25 protein-coding genes and 2 pseudogenes are annotated in these 25,390 nt (G+C 57.0%); 12 read left to right on the top strand and 15 right to left on the bottom strand.

What is annotated here, in order from left to right; genetic code table 11:
- The first annotated feature begins 125 nt into the window (after positions 1 to 125).
- Positions 126 to 392, top strand: coding sequence for a hypothetical protein (locus tag KW568_RS12940; RefSeq protein WP_012272612.1), 267 nt, complete (start codon positions 126 to 128; stop codon positions 390 to 392).
- 71 nt (positions 393 to 463) lie between these two features.
- Here the strand turns inward: KW568_RS12940 and KW568_RS12945 are convergent, their stop codons facing one another.
- Positions 464 to 826, bottom strand: a complete 363-nt coding sequence (locus tag KW568_RS12945) for a response regulator (RefSeq protein WP_012272611.1) — start codon at positions 824 to 826, stop codon at positions 464 to 466.
- Positions 827 to 1,011: 185 nt separating this feature from the next.
- On the opposite strand from KW568_RS12945, the gene KW568_RS12950 reads away from it, so the two are divergent.
- Positions 1,012 to 2,154 carry a sensor histidine kinase gene (locus KW568_RS12950; protein ID WP_012272610.1) on the top strand — a complete coding sequence of 381 codons (1,143 nt, stop codon included), beginning with the start codon at positions 1,012 to 1,014 and terminating at the stop codon, positions 2,152 to 2,154.
- Positions 2,155 to 2,226: 72 nt separating this feature from the next.
- On the opposite strand, the gene KW568_RS12955 is transcribed toward KW568_RS12950, so the two are convergent.
- The 4 genes from KW568_RS12955 to KW568_RS12970 all read right to left on the bottom strand — a co-directional run bounded on the left by KW568_RS12955 (position 2,227) and on the right by KW568_RS12970 (position 5,657).
- Positions 2,227 to 2,766: a type 1 glutamine amidotransferase domain-containing protein gene (locus KW568_RS12955; RefSeq protein ID WP_041166512.1), complete on the bottom strand. Its 540-nt coding sequence runs from the start codon at positions 2,764 to 2,766 to the stop codon at positions 2,227 to 2,229.
- An 82-nt stretch (positions 2,767 to 2,848) separates the two neighbouring features.
- Positions 2,849 to 4,174: an SDR family oxidoreductase gene (locus tag KW568_RS12960; RefSeq protein ID WP_012272608.1), complete on the bottom strand. Its 1,326-nt coding sequence runs from the start codon at positions 4,172 to 4,174 to the stop codon at positions 2,849 to 2,851.
- A gap of 33 nt (positions 4,175 to 4,207) precedes the next feature.
- Positions 4,208 to 4,441, bottom strand: coding sequence for a PLD nuclease N-terminal domain-containing protein (locus tag KW568_RS12965; protein ID WP_012272607.1), 234 nt, complete (start codon positions 4,439 to 4,441; stop codon positions 4,208 to 4,210).
- Positions 4,442 to 4,454: 13 nt separating this feature from the next.
- Positions 4,455 to 5,657, bottom strand: coding sequence for a zinc-dependent alcohol dehydrogenase (locus KW568_RS12970; protein ID WP_012272606.1), 1,203 nt, complete (start codon positions 5,655 to 5,657; stop codon positions 4,455 to 4,457).
- Positions 5,658 to 6,791: 1,134 nt separating this feature from the next.
- On the opposite strand from KW568_RS12970, the gene KW568_RS12980 reads away from it, so the two are divergent.
- Positions 6,792 to 7,082, top strand: coding sequence for a hypothetical protein (locus tag KW568_RS12980; RefSeq protein WP_012272605.1), 291 nt, complete (start codon positions 6,792 to 6,794; stop codon positions 7,080 to 7,082).
- A gap of 258 nt (positions 7,083 to 7,340) precedes the next feature.
- A complete protein-coding gene (locus KW568_RS12985; protein WP_012272604.1) occupies positions 7,341 to 7,568 on the top strand; it encodes a hypothetical protein in 228 nt (75 codons plus the stop codon).
- A gap of 51 nt (positions 7,569 to 7,619) precedes the next feature.
- On the opposite strand, the gene KW568_RS12990 is transcribed toward KW568_RS12985, so the two are convergent.
- Positions 7,620 to 8,567, bottom strand: coding sequence for an AraC family transcriptional regulator (locus KW568_RS12990; protein WP_049773298.1), 948 nt, complete (start codon positions 8,565 to 8,567; stop codon positions 7,620 to 7,622).
- A 223-nt stretch (positions 8,568 to 8,790) separates the two neighbouring features.
- Between KW568_RS12990 and KW568_RS12995 the strand changes: the two genes are divergently transcribed.
- Together KW568_RS12995 and KW568_RS13000 are read left to right on the top strand one after the other, a co-directional pair.
- Complete coding sequence (locus KW568_RS12995) at positions 8,791 to 9,819, top strand: alpha/beta hydrolase (RefSeq protein ID WP_012272602.1); 1,029 nt, start codon at positions 8,791 to 8,793, stop codon at positions 9,817 to 9,819.
- An 82-nt stretch (positions 9,820 to 9,901) separates the two neighbouring features.
- On the top strand, positions 9,902 to 11,077 hold the full coding sequence (locus tag KW568_RS13000; RefSeq protein WP_049773236.1) for an MFS transporter: 1,176 nt from the start codon (positions 9,902 to 9,904) through the stop codon (positions 11,075 to 11,077).
- Positions 11,078 to 11,170: 93 nt separating this feature from the next.
- Here KW568_RS13000 and KW568_RS30955 read toward each other — a convergent pair whose 3' ends face one another.
- Positions 11,171 to 12,760, bottom strand: a complete 1,590-nt coding sequence (locus KW568_RS30955; RefSeq protein WP_310796049.1) for a glutamate-cysteine ligase family protein — start codon at positions 12,758 to 12,760, stop codon at positions 11,171 to 11,173.
- Between the two features lie 28 nt (positions 12,761 to 12,788).
- Positions 12,789 to 13,070, bottom strand: a complete 282-nt coding sequence (locus KW568_RS13010) for an iron-containing redox enzyme family protein (RefSeq protein ID WP_259538617.1) — start codon at positions 13,068 to 13,070, stop codon at positions 12,789 to 12,791.
- A gap of 254 nt (positions 13,071 to 13,324) precedes the next feature.
- Between KW568_RS13010 and KW568_RS13015 the strand changes: the two genes are divergently transcribed.
- From KW568_RS13015 to KW568_RS13030, 4 genes are all read left to right on the top strand, one after another.
- Positions 13,325 to 13,717, top strand: a complete 393-nt coding sequence (locus KW568_RS13015) for an NUDIX domain-containing protein (protein WP_041166508.1) — start codon at positions 13,325 to 13,327, stop codon at positions 13,715 to 13,717.
- Positions 13,718 to 13,944: 227 nt separating this feature from the next.
- Complete coding sequence (locus KW568_RS13020) at positions 13,945 to 14,178, top strand: hypothetical protein (protein WP_041166507.1); 234 nt, start codon at positions 13,945 to 13,947, stop codon at positions 14,176 to 14,178.
- A gap of 74 nt (positions 14,179 to 14,252) precedes the next feature.
- A complete protein-coding gene (locus tag KW568_RS13025; protein WP_150104954.1) occupies positions 14,253 to 14,447 on the top strand; it encodes a hypothetical protein in 195 nt (64 codons plus the stop codon).
- Between the two features lie 146 nt (positions 14,448 to 14,593).
- The gene (locus tag KW568_RS13030) at positions 14,594 to 14,866 is read left to right on the top strand and encodes a PepSY domain-containing protein (RefSeq protein WP_012272596.1); all 273 of its coding nucleotides are present in this window, start codon (positions 14,594 to 14,596) and stop codon (positions 14,864 to 14,866) included.
- A 67-nt stretch (positions 14,867 to 14,933) separates the two neighbouring features.
- Here the strand turns inward: KW568_RS13030 and KW568_RS13035 are convergent, their stop codons facing one another.
- From KW568_RS13035 to KW568_RS13045, 3 genes and pseudogenes are all read right to left on the bottom strand, one after another.
- Positions 14,934 to 15,317, bottom strand: a complete 384-nt coding sequence (locus KW568_RS13035; protein WP_012272595.1) for a helix-turn-helix domain-containing protein — start codon at positions 15,315 to 15,317, stop codon at positions 14,934 to 14,936.
- Between the two features lie 111 nt (positions 15,318 to 15,428).
- Positions 15,429 to 15,602: pseudogene (locus KW568_RS13040) on the bottom strand (LysR family transcriptional regulator); the annotation flags it as partial.
- Positions 15,603 to 16,398: 796 nt separating this feature from the next.
- Positions 16,399 to 16,737, bottom strand: a complete 339-nt coding sequence (locus KW568_RS13045) for a hypothetical protein (RefSeq protein ID WP_041166504.1) — start codon at positions 16,735 to 16,737, stop codon at positions 16,399 to 16,401.
- A gap of 1,073 nt (positions 16,738 to 17,810) precedes the next feature.
- Between KW568_RS13045 and KW568_RS13050 the strand changes: the two genes are divergently transcribed.
- Entirely contained in the window at positions 17,811 to 18,536 is a 726-nt protein-coding gene (locus KW568_RS13050; RefSeq protein WP_012272591.1) for a DUF72 domain-containing protein, read from the top strand.
- Between the two features lie 121 nt (positions 18,537 to 18,657).
- Here the strand turns inward: KW568_RS13050 and KW568_RS13055 are convergent, their stop codons facing one another.
- Positions 18,658 to 20,445: a thiamine pyrophosphate-requiring protein gene (locus tag KW568_RS13055; RefSeq protein ID WP_012272590.1), complete on the bottom strand. Its 1,788-nt coding sequence runs from the start codon at positions 20,443 to 20,445 to the stop codon at positions 18,658 to 18,660.
- Positions 20,446 to 20,591: 146 nt separating this feature from the next.
- Here KW568_RS13055 and KW568_RS13060 point away from each other — a divergent pair, with 146 nt between their 5' ends.
- Positions 20,592 to 21,116 carry a cupin domain-containing protein gene (locus KW568_RS13060; protein WP_012272589.1) on the top strand — a complete coding sequence of 175 codons (525 nt, stop codon included), beginning with the start codon at positions 20,592 to 20,594 and terminating at the stop codon, positions 21,114 to 21,116.
- Positions 21,117 to 21,158: 42 nt separating this feature from the next.
- Here KW568_RS13060 and KW568_RS13065 read toward each other — a convergent pair whose 3' ends face one another.
- The 3 genes and pseudogenes from KW568_RS13065 to KW568_RS13075 all read right to left on the bottom strand — a co-directional run.
- Positions 21,159 to 21,539 carry a termination factor Rho gene (locus KW568_RS13065; protein WP_012272588.1) on the bottom strand — a complete coding sequence of 127 codons (381 nt, stop codon included), beginning with the start codon at positions 21,537 to 21,539 and terminating at the stop codon, positions 21,159 to 21,161.
- A gap of 570 nt (positions 21,540 to 22,109) precedes the next feature.
- Positions 22,110 to 24,653, bottom strand: coding sequence for an EAL domain-containing protein (locus tag KW568_RS13070; RefSeq protein WP_012272586.1), 2,544 nt, complete (start codon positions 24,651 to 24,653; stop codon positions 22,110 to 22,112).
- Positions 24,654 to 24,798: 145 nt separating this feature from the next.
- Positions 24,799 to 25,137: pseudogene (locus tag KW568_RS13075) on the bottom strand (chromate transporter); the annotation flags it as partial.
- Between the last annotated feature and the right edge of the window lie 253 nt (positions 25,138 to 25,390).

The raw sequence follows: 25,390 nt of genomic DNA on the forward strand, positions 1-25,390 counted from the left end.
TCTCTACGACATCTTTACTACTCATAAAATTCACTGCTATGTCGCATCGAGCTCAATCCGCCACTCTGTCTGAACGGAATGGTGTCCATTACGGTCAATCGGGCATATACGTGCGAGGTATCTGCATGCGAACGCTCGATAACAATCTCACGGCACCCGAAATGCTAAAGCTCAACCTCTTGGCCGCGTGGTTTCACGTGCTGGAAAACCGAGCATTTCGCATGAGCTCGCCCGACGACTACCACGGGGAACTTCTCCGCCAAGCTGATGAACTGGATCGCCGTGGAATCATCTCTTGGCAGGAATGGCGTGACCTTCGTTTGCAAGCGGACGCAGCGTATTTGAGAGCGATAGCGGGAGAGGACTACCGGTTCAATCGTGTCGATGATTGACGATGGCTTGTGCCGCCGGAGATTCAGTCAGATCAGCGAGTAGTGCATGATCAGTGGCCCGAGCGGTCAGCCTACCAAGAGGAGGAAAGAAGCTCGCTTATCGTGAGGCTGAGTTCATCAAGGGTACATGGCTTCTTAAGAAATCGAGCATTAAGGGGCAGAAATCCGGGAGTAAGCACGCTATGTCCCGAGACGATGATGACCGGTAGATCGTAGTAGGTCGACCAGATGAGCTGGGCCAGACCTAAGCCGTCGATACTCCCTGGCATCTTGACGTCGGTAATGACCAAGGAGATTGACGACTCACCTTGAAGCTGCACTACAGCGTCATCGGCGTTAGAGCACTCCGAGACCTCATACCCCAAGTGTTCAACTGCTTCGGTCATCAACCATCTCAGAATTTGATCATCTTCGACCACCAGCACTCGGCGCATTTTTTATTCTTCCTTCCCAGTTCTATGGGTTGGATCCGCCTTATGCCCAGTCGTTTCCAAAGCCTGACGAAAGGGGCACTTTCTGTTGCTATGCTGCCTTGGAGAGATAGACTAGGCTGCTCTGAGCGATGCTAGCCTAGGCGAGAAATAGACCCCGTCAGCGTGTGCAGAGTCCAAGGTTTCTTATGAGATTGTATGATTTCATCGAAAGTGACATGGAGTCCATCCTTCAGGCTTGGGAAAATTTTGCCCGCTCTGTTGAAACAGTGCTGCCGCCTCAGGATTCTGCGGGCTTGAGGAATCATTCCGAGAAAATCTTGCGGACGGTAGCCGCCGACATGCGAACCGCCCAGACTCAACACCAACAGTCTGAGAAGGCTCAGGGAAGGGGGCCTCGGAAGTCCAGCAAAACCGCTGCCCAGACCCATGCGGTCACTCGTCTGATTGCCGGCTTTTCGATGGATCAAATGGTGTCTGAGTACCGAGCTTTGCGTTCCAGTGTGCTTTCCCGCTGGCTTGCTCAGGAGGGTCTTCGCGAAACATTCCACATTCAAGACATGATTCGGTTTAACGAGGCCATCGACCAAGCATTGGTAGAGTCGATTGCCGCTTACGGGCAGGCAGTGGAGTCGACCCGGAAAATGGTGCTGGGCGTGCTGGGCCACGACCTACGATCCCCTCTCGGCGCGGTGCTGATGGCCGGGGATCTGATCCTACGTCAGGATGGGTTGGATGAAAAAACCAGAGTGTATGCTTCTCAAGTCCACACCAGCGCCAAGCGCTGCAGCCACATGGTGGATGATCTGCTCGATTTGGCACGCTGTAATCTGGGGACTGGCATTCCAATACATCCGGAAATGGCCGAGTTGAATCCGATCTGCCGATCAGTCATCGAAGAGCTTCGAACAGCGTTCCCCGATAACTTGATCCATTTCAATGAAACAATGACGATCAGTGGGCTGTTCGATACCGCTCGGATTGCTCAGGTATTCTCCAACCTGGTCACCAACGCTATCCGCCATGGCGATGCAAGCTCTCCGATCAGTGTGACCATCAAAGAAGAGGGTGCAGAGTCACACGTCTGTGTGCACAATCGAGGCGAACCTATTCCACCTGAAGCGATGCCCTATCTTTTCAAGCCAGAAGGGCGGTACTCCAGCTACGCGGCTAAAGAAAAAGGCGCATCAGCAGGATTAGGGCTTGGGCTGTTCATCGCTGCAGAGATCGTTGGCAGTCACGGTGGCAGAATTGAGGTCGAATCTTCCGCCGAGGAGGGAACGACGTTCGACGTCATTCTCACGCGCTCCCCCCAGGCTGGGGGCGTTTAATCTAATACCACCGAACCAGTTTCGCTCGCTTCATGCAGGGCCCGTTGAAGGGCCCATGAACCGATACAGTAATTAGCCCAGCAGCGCCTTGATCAACTGATCATTGAAGGCTGGGATGTCGTCCGGCTGGCGGCTGCTGATCAGGTTGCCATCCACCACCACCTTCTCGTCAACCCAGTCGCCACCCGCGTTGCGGATATCGTCCTGCAACGTCTTGTAGCTGGTCATCCGCTTGCCTTTGGCCAAGCCACTGGACACCAGCAGCCAGGCACCGTGACAGATGACGGCTAGCGGCTTGCCCGACGTGTCAAGGCTTTTCACGAACTTCTGGGCGCCGGGGATCAAGCGAATGGTGTCGGAGTTCTGCACGCCGCCGGGTAGCACCAAAGCGTCGTAAAGATCGACGTCAGCGCTGTCGAACGTCGCATCCACGGCGAATTCATCCGCAGGTTTGTCATGGTTCCAGCCATGTACTGTGCCTTCCTTCTCACCGAGAATGTCGACCACAGCGCCGCTATTTTCCAAAGCTTCACGAGGGCCAGTCAGTTCTACCTGCTCGAAGCCATCGGTGACCAGAAACGCCACACGCTTGCCACTCAGTTGTGCACTCATCATTTCTTTCCAATTACCGATTGATCTCGAATTGAGGTATGTAGCGGATAAAAAGCTGTTGCCCGATGCTCGGGGGCTCACCCTAGGGGTGCCTGCGTTGGGAGCGAGTGATGACGAATCCCGCAATGATCCCGAGCACTGCCGCAGTCACTAACAACGGTGTCTTGCTTCTCTGAGATCGCCAGCCACCGTCAACACTGCGTCTCCCATTCGGTGGTTCGAACAGATTTCCTGAAGAAATCTCCGCACGAGGACTTCGGCTCAAACCCCAGCGCGTGAGCCATCCGGAAAGTTGCGGCAACCCTGGGACGAGGAAACTGGCCAGGTGGGCAAGGCGAGCGGTTGCGCCGACGGTGGTATGCGCTCGAGGGGAAATGGCGCAAGCCACCATGGCTTTGGCCACCAACTCCGGATCGTAGATTGGCCCAAGGGGGGTGAGCGCATGGCCTGTATAGTTCCCCCCGTCCCTGAAACCGGGCGTATCCATCACCGCAGGATAAATATCGCAGACGTGGATGTCGGGAAACTCAGTCAGCTCTCCTCGCAGTGCCTCGGTGAGGCCTCTCAGTCCGAACTTGCTCGCAGAATAGGCCGCTGCATAGGGCTGGGCAACCCAACTGCCCAGTGACAGCGTGTTGATTAGGATGCCGCTACCTTGAGTCTTGAAGAAGGGAAGGGCCACATAGGCGCCACGCAGGTAGCCAATCAGGTCGGTTTGGATGACCTGCTCGTGTGCCTCCAGGGGCGTTTCCTCGAAATTGCCGACCGCGCCCACGCCGGCGTTGTTGACCCAGATATCAATCCGTCCATGGCCAAATTCTGCAGCCTGCTCGGCCAGCGCTTGAACCTGATCGTTGCGGGTGACGTCCGTCATAATCGCTATGGCGTCCGTACCGCAATCGGTGCATTCATCCAGGACGTCGAATAACGCCTCTTCGTCGCGTGCTGCGAGTACCAGGCGAGCACCTTTGCACGCAAAGGCGTGCGCAGCGGCGCGGCCTATCCCGCTGGAAGCACCAGTGATCACTACGACTTTGCCGCGAAGCGGCCCCTTGATAGGGTAACTATCGCCAAGTGCTCCTTCTTTTGTGCCCGACGTACTGGTGTCAAAGTCAGCAAGGGCTTCGCTGGCCTCGATTCGGGAAAGTCCCAGAGCGGTGCCATCGACCAGGGTTAAAGTCAGCCCTTCGATGATTCCCGCCTCCCGGTTAGGAAACACGGGCTCACCTTCGGCATCCAGGCTGTCGTAGATGAATCGTGTGCCCTCAAGCCAACCCACGGCGGTTAAAAGTTCCGGGCCGAGGTAATACTTCCCGTCTTGAAAGAAGCCTGGAAACTGATGTGCACGCTCCACGTTTTCCACGCGATAGCGTTCAGCTGATTTCATGCCTGTCGCTTGATCAATCATCTTGCAACCCCCTATAGGTGGTGCTCAGAAATGTCAGCCTTTGCTGTGTTCGTCAGAAGTGGGCCCAGCGCCTCGCTTGATGCCTCGCGGGCCAGCGACGCCCCAGATACCCAGGCCAATGAGAGGTAATGCCACGATCAGCAGGGCCCAGGCTGCTTTGACTGCGTCCGTCTTGTCGCTCCTGAACACGCTGACGATGGCCCAGAGATCGATGAGTAAAAGGATTGCCGCAATCGCAATCCAAAAGTAGCTGGCGACCTCATTCATGACCTTGTCTCCTCTACACGTAGTCAGGGCCTAGAGTGCCCGCCGCAGCGCCTGGCACGAGGATGACCTTGCGGCAGTTGTCCTGCTTCTGATCGAACATCTTGTAGCCCATGGCCGCTTCTTCGAGGGCCAGGCGGTGGGTGACGATCAGTTCTGGTCGCAGGCGTCCTGCTTCGATGTGCTCCAGTAATTCCGGTAGGTATTTCTGGACATGGGTCTGGCCCATCTTGAACGTAAGGCCCTTGTCGAAAGCATCGCCGAACATGAACCCGTGTATGAAGCCAGCGTACACACCTGGGACGCTAACAACCCCACCACGACGCACTGCTGCAATGCTCTGGCGCAGCGCTTTGCCACTGCTGCCTTCAATCTTCAGCGCCGTCATCACCGTTTCGGCAGTGCTGCCTTTAGCCTCGAAGCCGACCGCGTCGATGACCGCGTCAACGCCGCGCATACCTGGCGTCTGACGAATGATGCTGTCTGCAGGATCATCGTCCTGCTCGAAGTTGATGGGTACAACACCGTAAGCGTCCTGGGCATATGCCAGGCGGTAATCGTTGTCATCGACCATGAAGATGGTCTGGGCACCGAGCATTCGCGCGCAGGCGGCACTCAGCAAACCCACTGGCCCGGCGCCGTAAATGGCCACCGATGAGCCCTGGCCAATTTCGGCATTAATGACCGCCTGCCAAGCGGTCGGCAGAATATCTGACAGGAAAAGCACTTTGTCATCGGTGAGGTCGGTGGGCACTTTGAACGGGCCGACGTTACCCTTGGGCACCCTCACGTAATCCGCTTGGCCGCCAGGGATACCGCCATACAGGTGGCTGTATCCAAACAGCGCCGCGCCTGGCGGAATGCCTTTCTTGTTGTTGATTGAGCCGCGCCCAGTGTTGGTGGTTTCACAGGCAGCAAAGAGATCGTGCTGACAGAAGAAGCAGCTGCCGCAAGCGATAACGAAGGGAATCACCACCCGGTCGCCGATCTGCAGATTAGTGACGGCGCTGCCGGTGTCCTCAACGATTCCCATGAACTCATGGCCGAAGATATCACCCGCTTCGGTTTCTGGAATTTTGCCTCGGTAGAGATGCAAGTCAGAGCCGCAAATGGCTGTAGCGGTGACCCTGAGGATGATGTCGTCTGCTTCCTCGATGATGGGATCAGGAACGTTATCGACCCTGACGTCGTTTGCTCCGTGGTAGGTCAGTGCTCTCATTGGGGGCCAGCTCCTGCAGTCGCATATTTCCGTGATAGGTATGCAGGGGAAGCCATGACAGTCGGCAAAGTTCAGACCAACAAGTCCGATGGTAGTTAATACTGCTTTGAGCGCGGTGACAGTCCGGAGTAATCCTGGACTTGTCCCGTAGCCGAGCTCCTCCCGGCTGTCCAGCGGGGAGGAGCATGAGGTGCGAGTTTGCTATCGGGAGGAGGTGAGGCACGCAACTGTCAAAAAGCGATGGCCTACAAGCGTGATTGCTCAACCATCAGATTGTTCCTCTGGCGGTACCTGACCCTCCGGCCAATCAGGAGCCTCAGGCTCGGGTTGCGGGACAGGCTCCCCAGGATTGTGCGGTATTGGATCAACATACGGATCAAGCGGGAGGTCGGTGATGGGTTCCTTTGCGGCGGCCATGGCATTTTACCTCATGAGTGACACTGTGCTTGTTCATCATATTGGGCTACCGGGCAACGCTCCCGTTCAATCTACTACTACCGCAGTTGGCGGTTCCCCTGAGAGGGCTAGGCCGCACGTGTCTCATCGAAATTGAGCAGCGCGGCGTTGGCTTGCCTCACAAGATGAACCCATTCCCGATGGCTGATGATCCCAGAGAATTCCAGATCTTCAGCGCTACGGCACGCACTCTCATATTCATCCTCACCCAGGGCACCCGCCCTTAAAAAACGATTACGCCAAGCCAAAATTGCGGCAGCGCCGATGTTGCAGCATTCCACTGATAACTACTCCAGGGTTCGGTTGGTGAGGTTAGGGAGAGGTGCAAAAGCGGCGGGAGATTACACCATCCGAATCGTGAGGAAATTGGAAGGCGATAATCGGCGGTGGCCATCAAAACGGCATTATTGACGGCTGCTTTGGGCTCACTCAGAGCCACCTTGAAGGTCGCCCGAAGGCGGCAATTGCAATCAAGCGCCAGGTAGTAATGCCTAAAACAGACAAGCCGCTCTAGGACAGTGCCTGCCTCGATCTCTGTAACATCTTGATAGCTTGATAGCGTTGTTAACGCCAGCTGTCTGACAGAACGAGGAATCACAGTCTATTCGATTGCAATGTGGCATCACTGCGCTAAGGTGGGTCTACCACAATATAAGACTAAAGTCGTAGGTGATCGCTATGCGTAAGCGCGGAGATATTTTCTGGAAGTGGGCCGATCCTGTTCTCCACCATCGGTCTCATGGAGAAACGCTCGATAATGGTACAGTCATGGATGTTCAGGTGCGGCTATCTCGCACAGGTAGTACACAGATGTTCATTGGGCTGTACGCTGGTAGCGGCATGGCCCTGCATGAAGAAGCATTTGATTCCCGTCCAGGTGAATCGATGACTCGAGCACTTGCCTGGGGTGTGGGGCGTGCCAAACACCTTGCCTATGAAGGTGTCTCTAAAGCTCAATCGGCTTTGTGATTTTGTAGAAGGTCGCTGGCCAGCGTTCAATCCCAGCGACCCTTCGGAATTTCCTTATAGTTGCTCCGGCCATAATTACCATCACCGCCTTAAAGTCGCTGCACTCCCTCCATGATTATCCTCTGACGCAGCTTAGCTCTGCTCCGCTACCTCAGCACCTCGTCGGATTCCTCTCTGTGCAAAGAGAAATGAACTCCTGCTCGCTTGGTAGCTTCCTATAAGCAGACTAATACTAAAGAGCTATTTAGAGGGATTGCCATGCAGAGACGCTATGTTGTGGTGCCGGCTGTCTCCGTCGAAAAGGAGACTTTCCCCAGGCGAGTTGGCTTCCCGAGTGCGGCAGGTGAAGGCTACGATCTTTACGATACTGAAGGTAAAATCCGATTGAGCCTAAGTATACCTACGCGTGCTGAAGCTGATTACGAATGTTCTCTTCGCAATGATGACCAAGGCTCGGGCGGATCTTGCGCTGCCGGGATCGGGTGAGACGATTATGTTCGGCTCCGAGCCGTAAGATGAGCACGGCGTCATGAGCAACTACGATGACTTGTGTCGGTAGCCAGCTGAGACTTCAGCACCATGGCGCAATTCTACAATATCGCGTTTTGGCGGCATGCCGAACTGCCGCCCATACTCACGGCTGAACTGCGAGGGGCTTTCATAGCCGACCTTGAAGGCAGCAGTGGCTGCGTCCAGATGCTCGTTAAGCATCAACCGTTTCGCCTCGTTCAACCTCAGCCATTTCTGGTATTGCAGCGGACTCATGGCGGTGAGCTGACGGAAATGCTGATGGAAGGTCGAGAGCCCCATCTGTACTCGAGAGGCCAGCTCGTCCACGCGCAGAGGCGCGGCGTAGTTCAGCTTCATCCAGTCGATAGCCTTGGCAATTCGATGACCTTTGCTGCCCACCGAGGCGATATGGCGCAGCAAGGGAGCCTGGTCACTCAACAGCAACCGATAATGGATCTCTCGCTGAATCAGCGGCCAGAGCACGGGTATCGCATCCGGCTCCTCAAGCAGCTGGATGAGACGGGCGAAGCTCTCGAACAATTTTGAGCTCAGCTTGCCCACACCGGCGCTGGTGTGGAAGGCCTGGCCATTCAGGGGAAGGCGGCCATCCTGAGCGATCAGCTCCGAAAGCGTGCGCAGGTCGAGCTTGAACACCAAGCCGAGACAGGGCGCTGCATCGCTGGCCATGGTCACCGCTGAGTGGGCAGGGATGTTCAGCGAAGTGACCAAGAAGCGAGTCCTATCGTAGGGGAAAACGTCGCTGCCGATGACCATTTCCTTGGCGCCCTGCACGACCAGCACGATGCTCGGCTCGATGATGCAGGTGATCGGTGGGGCTGGGGCGTTACGCCGGTAGACGCTCAGGTCTGCAATGCTCGTCGCGAAATCGCCAGCAGTGGGCGCGAGGGCGCCGATGACCCTGCACAGGGTGCCCAGTGGGTTCGTGCTTGAAGGCAGTGGTGCGCTAATGGCCATGGCGAAGGTTCCGATCATCGTATGGCAAAACACTACTTCCAGGTCACTTCAGCTGTCCATGCCCGATGAGCAGGGGCTGGACAATCAGGCAAGAAAACTACTCGTTTGCTCTACTGATTGACCGGTTTACGCGAGGAAGATTGGTGGCAGGCGAGGTGGCGCGATTGCTCAGCTGCAACGGCCCTTCGCCCCACTTCCATTTCGAGCAGGCAGGAAGATGTGCATGAAGTCTTTGTTCGTTGCGTTTGCCTTGATGGCCAGCTCATTCACTGCGGGAGCCGCCGATATGTCCTATGGAGCCGACAATTTCTACAAGAGTGAGGAGGTCTCACTCGAACGTGTTTCCTTCAAAAACCAGTTCCAATTGAGTACGGTAGGGAATCTTTTTATTCCTAAGAACCTCAACCGCAATACCCGTTATCCCGCCATCATTGTCGGGCACCCGATGGGGGCAGTGAAGGAGCAGAGCGCGAATCTTTACGCCCAGAAACTGGCAGAGCAGGGCTTCGTTACCCTCGCCATCGATCTATCGTTCTGGGGCGAGAGCGGGGGGCGTCCGCGTAACCTAGTGTCGCCGGACATCTATGCCGAAGATTTCAGTGCGGCGGTCGATTATCTCAGCGCTCAGGGCTTTATTGATCGTGATCGTATTGGCGTGTTGGGCATCTGCGGCAGCGGTAGCTTCGCTATCAGTGCAGCGAAGATCGACCCACGTATGAAAGCCATTGCCACGGTCAGTATGTACGACATGGGCGCCGCCAATCGCCATGGCCTCAAGCATGGGGTCACGGTCGAGAAACGTAAGCAGGCTATTGCCGAAGCGGCTGCACAGCGTGATGTCGAGTTTGCTGGTGGAGACACCCAATACACCAGTGGCACGGTCGAGCAGTTGACGGAGCACTCCAACGCTATCGAACGGGAGTTCTACGACTTCTACCGCACACCACGGGGTGAGTTCACCCCCAAAGGACTTTCGCCGCTGCTGACGACGCACCCCACGCTGACCAGCAATGTCAGGTTCATGAACTTCTATCCGTTCAATGACATCGAGACAATCTCGCCACGCCCGATGCTCTTCATTGCGGGGGAAAATGCTCATTCCCGTGAGTTCAGCGAAGAAGCCTATCGCCTTGCGGGCGAACCGAAGGAGTTGGTGGTGGTGCCGGGCGCTGGCCATGTCGATCTCTATGACCGCGTTGAATTGATCCCCTTCAACAAACTGACGACTTTCTTCCGCGAAAACCTCAAGTAACTACTGCTGTCACCCAGGCTCGGCGCCTTCACGCTGGGCTTGGGTATTCGTGTCTTTTGATATTGGTACATCGAGAACCGCCATGAGCAGCCCAGCAATCCCCCTCCAATATTCAAGCCGTCATGTCTGGAGTGCTGTCCTTGCGATGTCGCTCTGTGCCTTCGCCCTGGTGGCCTCAGAGTTTCTGCCGGTGAGCTTGCTCACTCCGATTGCGTCCGATTTGTCACTTACTGAAGGGCAAGCTGGGCAGGCCATCTCAATCTCGGGTTTCTTCGCTGTGATCACCAGTCTGTTGCTGGTCACCTTGACCCAGGGAATCGACCGCAAGCCTGTCCTGCTGACCACAACGGCGCTCATGCTTGTTTCCGGTGCGATGGTGGCGTTTGCTCCAAACTACCTGACATTGATGGTAGGGCGCGCCGTGCTTGGGATTGCCATTGGCGGATACTGGTCGATGTCCACTGCAGTGATGATGCGCATCGCACCTGGGGCGCTTGTGCCCAAGGCCATTGCCGTCATGCAAGGTGGTACCGCTTTGGCCACGGCAATCGCGGCGCCAATTGGGAGCTACCTGGGGGGCATGATTGGCTGGAGAGGGGCATTCTTTTGTGTCGTGCCCTTGGCCGCATTGGCGTTGATCTGGCAAGCTTTCACACTGCCTCGGATGCCGAGTGAGCGGACTAAATTATCGGTCACAGGCTCACTGCGTTTGCTGGGAGACAGCAAAATAGCCATCGGCATGGCCGCAGTAGCTTTCCTCTTCATGGGACAGTTCACGCTGTTCACTTATCTGCGACCTTTCCTGGAAACGGTCACGCATGTCGATGTGCCGACGCTTTCGCTCCTGCTATTGATCATTGGTGCTGCAGGTTTGCTGGGCACCCTGTTGGTCGGCCCTCTTGTTAGCAGAACCCTGAACAGGGTTCTGGTGGGAATACCGATAATCATGTCGGCCATCGCGTTCGCCGCTATTGCGGTGGGTAGCTCGGTAATACCACTCGCGGTTTTGCTCGGCCTCTGGGGATTGATCGCAACATGTGCGCCCGTGGGGTGGTTCACCTGGTTGGCCAAAGCGCTGCCGCACAATGCAGAAGCCGGTGGTGGGCTGATGGTGGCGGTGATTCAATTAGCCATCACCGCAGGCGCCACAGTAGGCGGTTTGCTCTACGACGGGATTGGCTACCAGGCTGCATTCATTGCCAGTGGGACGTTCCTGTTCATTGCAACGCTACTGAGTGTGATCACGAGTCAGAAATAGGGCGAGGATCCTCACCGGAACAGGTCAATGTCCAAACAGGCAGGTTCAAAGGGTCTTGATGCTGGAGGTAAGCGTAGCAATTTACAGCAAGGGTCAGAGGGCTGGCTGTGCCGTCTGGTTGACGAGCAGATCGACGACATCCTGTAAGGCAAGTTCATGGGCAAGGCCACGCGTCACTGCCTGGTCATAGACCTTGAGCTGTTGGTCAGCACTGCTACCCGTTGTGAGAATGCGTACGGCCTGGTCTATGTGCACATCTGCTAGTTCGAACCTGGCCTGCAACTGAAATAACCATTCACGGGCCGATAGTGGCGCTAGCGAAGACAAGTCGATGAAGCGCCCATCACGACCATAACGCATAGCGCGCCAAAGGTTTTCTTGAGTGACCCAGTGCGTCTCGCGGGTGAGCAGGTTTATCTCCCTGCCTACCTCGATGCAATGCGTAACCATTTCATAAAATAAGGCAGCTATGCACAGCCCGTCTTCTAGTCGCGGGCAACCATCGGCGATTCGCAGTTCAACGGTAGGGTAGCGCCGTGATGGCCGGATCGCCCACCAGCAGTCGACATCGGGCCGTACCCCTGTGCGGAGCAGTAAGTCCAGGTATCGCTCATAGTCAGGCCAATCCGCGTTATAGAACCTGTCCTCGCCCGCCGCTACTGCAACACCTGTGTAGAGAAGTAGAAATCCTCCAGCTGCAAGGCGTGGCAACGATTCCTCGATAATCCTCAATGACAACCCTTCCCCTGATACCCCGCCACCATGGCGATACGTGCGCTCGCTGGCATCAAGCATGTAGGGTGGGTTGGCGACAATCAGATCGAATGTCCCGGTGACGTCCTGTAGCACATCGCTGTGTTTCACAGAGACATTAGCATGACCCGCCAGAGCGACGTTGATGGCGGTGTAGCGCAAGGCCAGATCGTTGATGTCCACCGCCATTACTCGTGCACTGCGCCTTGCAGTAGCAATGACGATGGCACCAATTCCAGTGCCTGAGCCTATCTCTACGGCGTGCCGGATCTCGCCTGTATCCCGCTGCAGATGCGCCTGTAGGGCGTGAGCGAATCGATAGCTGTCCGGCCCGAAAAATACCGCGTCGGCTGCCACCGTGGGATAGCCCGAATGCAGAAACGTCCAATCACCCAAGGTTGAGAAGCGCACGGTGCTTCGTAGCTGATTGCCTTCGTATTCGATGACATTCGCTTGCATCAGCTTTGCCAAATCATCAGGTAGCAATGTGGTGGGAGTAAATGGCCTGTTCCAGCCGAGGACATCGCGCAAGCCTTCTGGCAAGGCATGACGAGCTCCTGCCATCTTGGCAAGCACGTTCTCCAGAGAAAATTCAGGGTAGTGTTCATCCTCGACGTGCTCAAAATAGGTCTGCTCTGGCGCCTTCAAACGGCGTGACTTCTGCCAGCCGGCGGCAATCCAATCATGTAAGAGCTGTTTTTCGTAGGGTCTAAACACGCCAAACATAATGGCAGTGGGCCCTTCAACCAGTTGCCAGAAACGGCTCTCAGCTGGATCGTGACCACGCTTGATCCAGCCTTTGCGTTCAAGCGCCGCGAAGAACGAAGAAATACTGTTGGGCTCCGCGAGCCATTGGTTCACTGTTCTACCTTCCAGGCGACAGTAATCAGAATGCATCCGGCTTACGAAGCTGCGTTTACGCTCGAACACTTGCAGCAACTCAGTTTCGAGATCGAAATCAGCTGCAATAGCGGCTGCGCTCAGGCCTAAGTCGTTGAGCCGGTAGGAACTCGTCCAGATTGAGACCCAAGGCTAGTTGCAACGAGCCTTGCAGGTAGCGCTCATCGGCCAAGGGGAGGCGTTCGTGACACCCCAAGGAGGAAAGAAGGCGTTGGTATATAAGCACATGGCTGCTTGCTGGATGGCCATCGCCGAGCTCTTCCAGATAGATGCGGATCAGTCCGTGATAGCGGGGATCATCCCAGTGGCGAAGCGCACCAAATAACCAGGCGCCGTCCACGGCTTTCGTCGGTGCTACCTGCTGGAGAAAGTACAGAGGATGGGCCCGGTTGCTGAAAAATTGTCGAGTCTCTCCCTCGCTACGTTTTCTGAGACAGCTGGCATATTGACGGCCTACCTTGGCGGCGCGCCGCGCCGTCCAGATAGCGATGCTCGTTGAACAAGTCGTCACATCTACGAGTCTGTTAGGGACAATCCCTCCTCGAGGCCAATTCGAGTTGGACAAGACTTTGATGTGAACAGTTGAGCCTGCGGATGCCAGACAGGAAAAATAGAAGACTGAAAGCGAGAGCCACAATCATTTGCCTGCGCAGCGGTAGGGTTCTGATGGTGCGCAAGAAAGGCGGCAAATGGAATTTCCCTGGTGGTTCGATTGAAGCAGGCGAAACGCCTTTTGCAGCGGCTGCTCGAGAACTAGAGGAAGAGACGAGCATTACCGGTCATGACTTGCTTCACCTGTGCACCATCACCGTGGAATCGACCATTCATCACATTTACACCACTCACTTTCACGCCGGGGATAGAGCCGTAGCCTGCAATGAGATTGCGGCGTGCAAATGGGTGCTGCGCGCCAAGCTGAAACCTTCCTTGCTTAATGCCAGGGCTGCGGGCCTTATAGCGACCCACCTGCCGGCCCTGAGCGTTTAGCGGTGCGATGTTGCTCGGCGCTCGCTCAAAGCGTTTTCAGGGGCTATCCAGCCTAGAACTATCCCAAAAGCTTCATGCGCATGATCACTCTCACAAGCCGTGCCTGTCCTAATTCCTCAGCCTCGACGCCTCCAGCGGACATTTGCCGGTGACCTCAGCCACGCAGCATGAGTAGCCTTGAGGTTTCTGCACAATGGAACTAATACTTAGGTCATGCCGGATGAGGGATGGTCATGCAGAAGCGCTACGTCGTGGTTCCCGCTGTACCGACCGTCAAAGAAACCTTTCCTCGAGCCGTGGGTTTTCCCAGCGCGCTGGGGGAGGGCTATGACCTCTACGACACTCTGAACAAAGTTCGGCTTTGCCTCGGCTTACCAACGCGAGCTGAGGCGGATTACGAGTGCGTCTCTCGCAACGGTGAGGAGAGTGCTAGTGGTTCAACTTCTATGGGAATGGGGTAGGTCTGATTTTCTAGCAAGCCGCCGATGAGCGCCGTTACCCTGGCTGCGAATGCTAAGCCAACCTGGGGTGCCCTATGAAAGGTAGTTCGGTGATCCTTCAGATCCTGTTGACGTTTTTGATCGTTATTCCGTTACTGGCTGCCCTCGACGGCTCCGACAGTGCGGCCTTGTGGGCGATCCTGGCCATCATGATGGTGCCCGGTGTCCTTTCTTTGGGCCAAAGGCTCATTAAGCGTCAACGCTCAGTGAGGCAGGTGAGTGAAGGTTAATTGCTCGGGCGTGATCATCTGGTTGTTACGTAGGAAGGAGACGGCTCGGTAATCTTTCGTCAGTCTGGCAGGCTTCATCTCCAACTGAACCCTGGCGAAGAAGGCTCGGTCGCATGTCCACATTCACAGCAAAAAGGATGTTAGCGATGAAAGCGATGACTCGAGTGTTCACTAGCCTGGCAGTAGTTGGTGCTATTGGGGCTTCTTCCGCATGGGCTGATACGCCCGGTGCTGACTGGAAAGTGAACAAAGATCAGGCTGAGGCGACGTTGAAGGGTGCCGGCTACACGCAGATCACCAAGATCGAAGCTGACGACGGTCATTGGGAAGGCGAGGGTATCAAGGCTGACGGCAAGCAGTACGAGTTTCAGGTCGATCCGCATGACGGGAAGATCATCAAGGATGAACTGGATAACTGATCACGTTGTGGCTTAGGCCTGCCCGCGCTCTGGCGCGGGCGTCTTGTTGCATCAAGGAACGGCTCACTTAAAAAGATGCTTGTCGCTGCCAGGCCTGTGGCGATATCCCCTCGGCCTTCACAAACGTCCTACAGAAGTGTGACTGGTCGCAGAAGCCGCACTCCAGTGCAATTTCTGCGAGCATCATTCCCGAGCCTTCGAGAAGTTCTTTGCTTTTCCGCAACCGTTGCTCACGCATCCACTGCTGCGGGGGCACCTGCTCGGTTTCTCTGAACATGCGCGTGAAATGGCTGCGTGTCAGCGCGCAAGCCTCGGCGATCTCGGTAACGGTAATGCCGGTGTCCAGATTCTCCATCATCAACCTTTTGGCCGTTGCGAGTTGCCACAGTTTGAGGCGCCCGGTTGTTTTCAGTGCGACAGTCGCCAGCACCGTGCCGTTATCACTGATCATAGAAGTCCTTTTAATGAAGTGGATACGACCTTTTCAAGCGGGCAGAGCAGGCCACTGCAGCTTTGGTGAAAGCTTCAGACGATTCGCTTCGGTTCGACACATGGCCTGGCTCAAGGCCACGCCCAATGTTTTCTCTAACTGCGAGACACGGCGTGAGACGGTGGACACGTTGATGCCGAGTTTCTTGGCCGTGGCAGCGCGATTGCCGCACTCACTCAGCGTTTTGATGATGCGCAGGTCGTCCCATGAGAGCTGGTTGGCCGCCTCGCCCGCGTCCCATTTCACGCCCCCAGGCTTACCTGGGCCAGTTGGAACATCTCCAGATAAGGACTTCACACGTCTGGTTCCAGATCAAATAGGCAGATCATACGAGAAGAGCCGGGGGGATCCAATGTACGGCGTCACCCCGTAGTGGATGCTGTATACCTACAGAAATTACTTACACCCAGCAGGGTAGGTCGATCAGGTGTAGAGCTTGTCAGGGCAGCCCTACGTGAAACGGGAGGTTGCGCCTATGATCGTGAAGTCGAGCGACACGTATTATCAGGTCGCAACCACCAACTTACCTAGCGGGACGATTACCACCACGGTGGGCATCAACGTCGACCAGATCGTCAGCCCTCACCCAGTCAAATGACGCCCGCTCGCACCTATTGCAGTGATTTTTGTGACCCACATGCTGTGTCGAGAGATCAGGTTGGAGAGCTCCTACGTGCCTGATGAGGACGGCGGGGAGGCAGAACCAGCAATGGCCCTCATCGCGGTTCCGTTTCTGCTGATTGAGGGTCATTGCTGCTAGGCCTAACTTGGCTAAACAACCGGGGCTCACCGCGCTGGTTGACCGCCTCGGTGCGGGTGCCGCTTGCAGGCTTTGCACTGCTGCTTTGGCTGACTGCGACCATTTTTTTTATGGGTCAAGCGGAAGACGTTTTCAGCCATTGGCAGGTTGCGTCCGCTTGGCTGGCCTGGCTTGGTACTGCGGGGATGTTTGCTGCAGCAGTGGGATCGAATGCGCAGGTGATCGTCTTCATTAGCTGATGTGCAAGGCCAGGGCTTCCATTTTCCCTGGCCCTGAACAGCCTTAGCGGTTGTCTTCAGTCATGCCGCTGTCTTCGTCCTGCACCGCTTGCGACGCTTCGTCAATGTCGCCCTGGCCATTGTCGGATTTGGGGCCCGTGGTGTGACCTCCCGTGCCTCCGCGATGAGCTGCACCAGCCGCACCTTGCTGATCGCTTTGGTATCCACCACCTAAGTCCTGACCGCCTTGAGAAAGATTCTGTTGAAGATCGGAATCGCTCTCCGACATCTGGCCACCTCTTTGACCAGGCTCAGTTGGTCGATGTGGATCATTCTCGAAGCCACCGGGATTGCTTTGAGTGGTGCCGCCTTGCTGACCGGTCTTGTTTTGATCGTTTGCCATGATCTTGCACCTCGTGGAGTCACACAGCGAACCTGTGTTTCCTTCGGATGCCGGCCACAAGGTTGTCGCTCCCATTACTTTCGTAATAGCTGACAAGATGCGCGAATGATCCAATAGAGCAATCTGTTGCGCGATAAAGACCTCTACTGCCGCAGAAGTGCACTGCCTGCTGAATAGCGCTATCTGGCTTGCTGACGGTCGAGTTGCTGCCGGAGTTCGGCCATAACACGCTGGCCAGCAGCTTCCACCAAATCCCCATAGAGACCAGCAGCTTTACAGACCTTGCATGTGAGAATGGCCTTCCTGTTCAGCCTCACGGGTATGACCAGCTGATCCGCCCTGCACTCTAGGCATTTCAAGGTGACGCTCATGACATTCCACTCCGTGGATGGTGTTCAGATTCCTTTCAGCGCCCTGGCGTTTGCGAACCAGGGTGCGAAACATGGAGTGGTTCGATGGCCAAAACGTTCATTCGAGAGTGGGCGAAGATTGCATTTGATATCGGTGCGCTTTGTGATCGATCACTGATAGTCGTCGGCACCACCAGACCAGTAAACGCGTTCCCTGAGAGGTTTGGCGCCGCTTACTGCCACAACCGTTCCCCACACCTGCGTTCATAGGCTGTAGTCTGTAAGCTGAAAAAAGATGCGCGAGACTATTCAAGGAGATCGAATGAAGGGACAAGGAAAGGTTGTGTGGTCGCAGGTACTGCTCTCAATGCTGGGTCGCATCGGGCCTGTAACTGAAGTAGCCATTTACGGGCCGACAGTGGCGCTAGCGAAGACAAGTCGATGAAGCGCCCGTCACCATCCCTGCAGTAGCAGCAGACTTAAACACAAGAGGAGAGGGCGGCCAGACGTCATGAGATGTACCTCCAAGCGACCTAGGCAGGTTTACCCGATACAGGAGAGGCATCGCCGCTCACCTTGAAGTTCATCCCAAGCGGCTCACTGGTCGCCGAGCCGTGGCAGAACTTTTCGCAGGAGGCTTTCTCGAAACGTTAGGGGTGATAGGACATCGTGAGTGCACCTGGCAAGTACCCTTACAAAAGCCGGATACCGAGGAGCATCGTAATGATTTACATAGGGTGCGCCGGCTGGAGCCTGTCACGGCCCTCCCTGGATGAGTTTCCCCTTTCGGGTAGTCACTTGCAGCGTTACGCGACTCGCCTCAACGCAGTAGAGATCAATAGTTCTTTCTATCGACTGCATCGGCCCGAGACCTATGCTCGGTGGGCCGCGTCGGTGCCAGAAGGTTTCAGATTCTCGGTCAAGGCGCCGCAGACCATCACCCACGAATGTCGGTTGATGAATTGTGAGGCACCGCTGAAGGCATTTCTAGAGCAGTGCAGCCAGCTCGAAGGCCGGCTGGGTTGCATTCTGCTGCAGTTACCACCGTCACTGGAGTATGGAGCAAAAATTGCTCAGAACTTTTTTGAGCTAATGCGCAAGCACTACTCGGGGCCACTGGCGCTAGAACCTCGGCATTCATCCTGGCGGGATGCAGACACTACATTGTCGGCATTTCAAATCGCCCAGGTAGGCGCGAGTCCACCCCGTTTCGGTGATGATGAGCAGCCCAGTGGTTGGCCAGGCATGGTGTATTGGAGACTGCATGGAGTCCCCCGGATTTACCACAGTTCATACCCGCAAGAGTATCTGCAGCGCTTGTTGGAACGGCTCGAAGTAAGTAGTGCCAAGAATGTGCCCACCTGGTGCATCTTCGACAACACAACGTCCGGAGCTGCGTTATGCAACGCGCTTTTGATGCAGGCATTCCTCAACCCTGGCCAAGCCTGAGAGGTCATGGATCATCGCGCTCATGGTGGTCCTCACGTTCAGGGTTCGCGTAGTCTGCTGCGCCTCTGTTGTGCGACCGGGCCGGCTGTTCAAACGTTCAGCCGGCTCGCCGAGGTGCCGATCACTTCTTGCCAGGCAGTACCGAGCTGAGCACCTGCTTGGCTGTCTGCACGATGATGCCCGCCTGGTCGGGGTCCCCCTTTAGCAAGGTACTGGCAAACTTCTTTGCCTGCTCCAGCTTGATGTGGGGTGGCAGGGGTGGCACGTTCGGGTCGGTCTTGAACTCGATCAGTACTGGCCGATCAGCAGCCAGCGCGCGCTCCCACGCAGCGGCAACGTCCTCTTCGCGATCTACGTAGATACCTTGCAGGCCAATGGAAATGGCGAACAAATGGTAGGGCACGTCAGGGATCGACTGCGAAGCTTCGAACTTGGGGTCGCCCTCCATCGCCCGTTGCTCCCACGTTACCTGGTTGAGGTCCTCATTGTTGAACACGGCACAGATCCATTGTGGGTTGTCCCACTGCTGCCAGTATTTGGCCACGGTGATCAGTTCGGCGAGGTTGTTCATCTGCATCGCCCCATCGCCCACCAAAGCGACCACAGCCCGTTGCGGGTGGGCGAACTTGGCTGCAATCGCGTAGGGCACGGCTGCGCCCATGCAAGCCAGGCCGCCGGACAGCGAGCACTGCATCCCCTGGCGAATTTGCAGGTCGCGGGCAAACCAGTTGGCACAGGAACCGGAATCGCTGGTGATGATGGCGTGGTCGGGCAGGCGAGGGGACAGCTCATGGACCACGCGTTGCGGGTTGATCGGGTCAGCCTTGACCAGCGCGCGCTTGGCCACGGTCTTGTCCCACTGCGCACGCCAGGTCTCCACCTTGTCGCGCCAGCGCCGATCGGTCTTGTGCTCAAGCAACGGCAACAGTGCGCGCAATGTTTCGCTGGCGTCGCCGACCAGGTTGACCTCCATCGGATAGCGCAGGCTGAGCATGTCGGGTTGCAGGTCGATCTGCACGCCACGCGCCTGGCCTTCCTTGGGCAAGAACTCGGCGTAGGGAAAGCCGGAGCCGATCATCAGCAAGGTGTCGCATTCGGTCATCAGCTGATAACTGGGTTCTGTGCCGAGCAGGCCGATCGACCCGGTGACCCACGGCAGATCGTCCGGCAGCACAGCCTTGCCCAGCAGGGCTTTGGCCACCCCGGCGCCGAGCTTTTCGGCAATTGCAATGACCTGGTCTGTCGCCTGCAGTGCGCCGGCGCCTACCAGTATCGCCACCTTGTGCCCGGCGTTGAGCACATCGGCGGCTCGCTGCAGGTCTTCGTCGAACGGTACCACCCTGGGCTTGCTGTAACCGATGCCGGAATGCACCGTACCGTGGGCTCTCGGTGGTTCATTGTAGGGCAGGTCCTGCAGGTCGTTGGGCAGGATGACGGCGGTCACGCGGCGTTCGCCGACGGCCGTGCGCACTGCACGGTCGAGCAGGTGGCGCACCTGCTCCGGTGTCGATGCCTGCTGGACGAACGCACCGGCGACGTCCTTGAACATCGACAGCAGGTCCAGCTCCTGCTGGTAATGCCCGCCCAGTGCCGCACGGGCCTGTTGACCGACGATGGCCAGCACCGGCTGGTGGTCCATGCGTGCATCGTACAGACCGGTAAGCAGGTGCGAGGCGCCTGGGCCGGAGGTGGCCATGCAAACGCCGAGCTCGCCGGTGAACTTGGCATGGGCGCTGGCCATGAAGGCGGCCATTTCCTCATGGCGGGCCTGTATGAATTCAATCTTGCCGTTGGCCCGGCTCAGCGCGCCGAACACTCCATTGATGCCATCGCCGGGGTAACCGAAGATGCGCCGAACGCCCCATTGATACAAACGCTCCACCAGAAAGTCGCCTACCGTGCCGGTCATTGCCTGCTCCCGTTCTGTTATCGATAGGTGTCTGGACTTGGCACGTGTCGGGAAAGTTTCAACGGTATGTACACCCGTCTGCCGGCTGGAACCTGGCAACAGCCGACGGTTCGAAGGGGAATCGATAACCCCTCAGGGTGCGCATCATGACGCTCATGAATACACAAGATGCCAGCGTGCAGGCCTTGCATTTCGAAGACGACGGCGCGACGCCGAACAGCCGTTTTCCCGTGCTGCTCTACCGGTTGAAGCTCGATCCGATGGGGGACATTGCCAGCGAGTTCGAAGCGCTGTTTGCAGCTCACCAATGGACCCCGCTGTGGCGCGACGGGATCTTCGATTATCACCACTTTCACCCTAACGCTCATGAGGCGCTGGGCATTGCCTGTGGGCGGGCCCGGTTGACGCTTGGCGGGGAATATGGGAAAAGCGTGAGCGTGGAGCGGGGTGATGTGCTGGTGCTGCCAGCAGGCACGGGCCATCGCTGCATCGCGTGCAGCGATAATTTCCTGGTGGTCGGCGCCTATCCCCACGGGCAGGAAGACTACGACATCCAGCGGCCCGACAGTGCAGCGCACCCGCGCAATCTCGCGCGCATCGCTCAGGTGCCGTGCCCTGAACAAGACCCGGTCTGCGGTATTCGGGGAATGTTGATGACGCAATGGCGCTGAGTGTGAAGCGAGTGAGCCTTACGCTGCGCCGACCTTCTAGGATCACCCCTGTTTTCGCAGGGCTTCGATCAACTGGGCCTTGTTCATGCTCGAGCGCCCCTTGATGTCTTTGCTCCGCGCCTCCTTCATAAGGCTTTCCTTGCTTTGCGATTCCAGCGACGCGCGCGAAGTGCGTGAATGCCCCTGGCGAGACACGGCGGCGCGCTTGGCTGAATCTGTGCGTGCGGTCTGCTTCTCGCGCGACGAAGTCCTGCTCCCCGAGCCTCCCGGCTTCTCACCGCCACCGGATTGTTTGTTCACGGTGGCCCAGGCGCGCGCTTCAGCTTCGACCTTACCCACGCCCTTGTGCTCGTACGATTGCTCGATGTGCTCGGCCGTGCGTTTCTGCTTGTCCGTATACTTGTCCTTGTCACCGCGTGGCATGGCATTCACTCCTTAGTGAGTTGCTTGATCAATGGCGAAACTGAAACGTCGGGCCATGAACGGGAGATCTACCGCCATTGGCCATTCCACCTAGCTGCCCGATCCTGCACCTGATCCACTACCGGTTGAGCCATCGCTTCCACTCGCCGGACCTGCACCGCTACCATCCCCCCTGTTACCGCCGGAGCCCGAGTCAGTATCGGTACCGTCTCCTCCCGTGTTGTCCGTTTCATTGTCATGGGTTCCGCCGTTACCCGTGCCCATGCCATCGGCTGGTGTTCCTGAACCTGTCGCACCGTTTTGTTCGTTCATGTGCCCTTTGTCATGCCCTTGCGTGCCCGGCGGGCGCTGATCGTTCAAGCCGGTGGCGGCCAGGGCAAGTGGCGCCGCGCACCCCAAGCACATTGCGAGCAGCAACGCGTACGTTTTTTCTGCTTTCATGGTGAAACTCCCTTTGTGGTTGTTCACCCTGTGTTCGGCCTGCTGTTTACCGAAGGGTGCCCACAGCGCGACGGAAGGTTCTGATGCAAGGAGCTTCCAGATGGCGCACCCTCCGAGACGTGAATGCGCTCATGGTATCGGCTCTCTCATCATCCCTATCAGCGCTTCGTTTTCCAGCGGTTTGCTTAGCAGGAAACCTTGCACTTCATGGCATTGGTCATCGCTAAGGAGGGCTAGTTGCTCAGCTGTCTCGACACCTTCGGCGGTTACCGTCATACCCATTGCGTTGCCAAGATTGATGATGGCCTGGACCACGCTACGGTCGCTACCGCTCTTGCCCAGATGCTGGACGAAGCGCTTGTCAATCTTGATGCTGTCGAACGGGTAGGTACGTAGGTAACCCAGGGAGGAGTAACCGGTCCCAAAGTCGTCCATGTTCAGGCGCACGCCCAGCTCCTTCAGTGCATGCATGGTATGCAGAGCGCCTTCGACGTCGTTGAGCATGACGTTTTCAGTGATTTCCAGTTCCAGTCGATGGGCCGGCAAGCAAGTGGTGCGCAATGCGTCGCCGACGTCGCGAACTACATCGCTGCGGCTGAACTGGGCCGGCGACATGTTTACCGACACCATTATTGCCTGTGGCCACCCGCGCGCCTTATTGCAGGCTTCCTGCAATACCCAGTTGCCAAGCAGCACGATCAGGTCAGACTCTTCGGCCAGCGGGATGAATCTATCCGGGCGTAGCAGACCCAGGCGTGGGTGTTGCCAGCGCACGAGGGCCTCAGCCGATGCGAGCGAGACCCCGTCGACCTTGAAACGCGGCTGGAAATGCAGCACCAGCTCGCCACGTGGTATGCCGTCACGCAGTTCGCTTTCCAGCACACGCTTGTCCATCAATGCTGCATTCAGTTGCGCTGAAAAAAAGCGCCAGGTGTTTTTGCCGGCCTGCTTGGCGTTGTAAAGGGCCACGTCAGCGTAGCGGATCAAATCGCTTGGCGTACCGGGATATTCAGCCGACATCACGACCCCAAGACTCACACCCACTTGAACGCTATGCCCCTCGACTCGCATGGGTCGTTTGATCGCCTCGATCAATCGGATGCAGAATCGCTCCATGTTGTTGTGATCCCCTGGCCGGGTCACTACGACGATGAACTCATCGCCTCCCAGACGGGCGACCAGGTCACTGTCGCGGGTAGCCTGACCAAGGCGGCCGGCCACCTCGAGCAACACCGCATCGCCGGCCGGATGCCCAAGGCTGTCGTTGATTGGTTTGAAATTATCAAGATCCAGTATCAGCAGCGCTACCTGGAGGGGCCCAGTGCCAGTCATGCTTTGTTCGAGGAACCGGAAAAGCTTGTTGCGATTCGGCAGCCCGGTAAGAGCGTCGTGCGAGGAGAGATGCTGAATCTGGGCATGTGCGGCTACTTCGTCGGTGATGTCGCTACAAGTGCCACGAAACCCAGTACAGACGCTCTGATCCACGATTGCGCGGGAAGCGATTCTGCAAGTACGCTGTTGGCCAAGGTGATCTTGGTACTGGCAGCGTAGGGTACCGGAAGAGCCTGTCGCAGCCAGACTATGAAGCCAGGTCTGGAGATGACTGGTATCACACGACAGCAGCTCGGTAATCGGGCGCTGTCGCCATACTTCGACAGGATGCCCGGTCAGTTCGCTAAACCGGTCCGACAGGTAGGTTAGCCGCAGGAGCACATCCGTTTCCCAGATCCAGTCCGACGCGGCTTCGGCCACGGCCTTGAAGCGCTCTTCGCTCGATTGCAGGGCAGCCCTGGAGATCATGAGCGCACGGTGGCTACGATCGATCCTCGTGCTGGCCCGCATCGCATAGCGTGCAAACAATGCAATGCTCAGCGCAATCAGGAGCACGGCGATAGCGAGTGGCGTAACCACTGTCTTGATCAATTGGGTACCAGGCTGCGGTAAATCCCAGGTAAGGGCGAGACCGATGCCTTCGAGGGCAAGAGCAGCGCGCCCTTTACGCTGATCGGTCGAATCGCTTACAGCCACGCCGGACAACCCCGCTGACTCGCCCAGCACCAACAGCACCTTCGGCGAGAGAACGCGTATGAACACCATCACTGCAGTGGGTTCCCGCAGGTGGTGGGGTTGGGCCTGTGGACGTATCAGTGCAGCGCTGTAAACCGCCGGCAGACCACGAAATACGATATACCCTGAAGTCGCCTGGTCATGCTGCGCGGCTTGGCGAGCAAGGTGCAAGACCTTGCGTGCACTGGCGGTGAGCTGCTCAAACCCCTGCTCGCTGAGCTGACCTTCCAGCATGGCGTACCGGGTACCGTCATCATCGAGCACGAATACCCCGTCGTACCCATCGGAGGTGAAGAGCGTGGCTCCTACGTTATCTTCGATGTATGCCCAATGCGCGTCGACCTGTTTCCCCAAGTGATCGTAGGCGGCCTGCCAATCGGAGTGGGTCAGCAGGAACGTTCTGTCGTTCTTCTGCAGTTGGTTGATGGCCGAATCAGCATGGAAGCGGCTTTGCTCCATTTGTTGAACATCGAGCGCCTCGGCGAGGCGGTAGAGGGAGAAGAGCCCCAGCAACAGGGCAAACAACAAGATCAAGGAGAACACCATGATAAGTTGCCCCACCACATGACTACGGGTCGACAATTCATTGTCAGCAAGCACATCCATTGATTCACCGTCGCGGTCGAGGTCTCCCAAGGTTGACCGAGGAGCTGGCTTGGAGGTCGATGGAGCTGACGACCGGTGGTGGGCGAAAGGCGCCGTTGATCGACCAACACTGGCAGCAATGCTGGGCACATCCGCTGGTTTCATGCCGTCCCAGGTGAACTGCCAGGCCGGTCAGGGCGCAAGCGAACAGCACCTCGATCACGCCCCGCTTGAAGCGGAACAAAGCAATAGCAGCTGCAGCCGCAATCGCGGCGCAAGGCCAGTCAAACGCTCCGCCAAAGACTTTCGGCCAAAGCACGTGGTAGCCGAAGAGCATGGCGAGGTTCAGGATCACCCCCACCACAGCGGCCGTGATCCCTGTCAGCGGTGCGGTAAATTTTATCTCGTTGTGGGTCGACTCTACCAACGGGCCACTGATGAGAGTGAACAGGAAAGACTGCAAAAAGGTGAACCAGGTGACGAGGCTCGCCGCGACAGCGCCGGCGGACGAAGCGACTGAGCTCTACCAGCGCTGCATCGTCGAGCGAGCCATCGAGCAGCACGCTCGCCTCGACGTTTCGGCTCATCGCCGCCTTCGTGAGATTTTGGGCTCCCGACCACGCAGCGTATGCGTTGCTCGTTACGAAACAGGTAACAGAAAATAATGATCTACGTATGACGGAAAATTGCTGGAACACTGTCAGAGTGATGCTGTCCTTGGAGATGATGTAACTCAGAGCGCTGCCGCCCATTTACTG

This window comes from Pseudomonas sp. HD6515, assembly GCF_024971855.1.
GTDB lineage: Bacteria > Pseudomonadota > Gammaproteobacteria > Pseudomonadales > Pseudomonadaceae > Aquipseudomonas > Aquipseudomonas alloputida.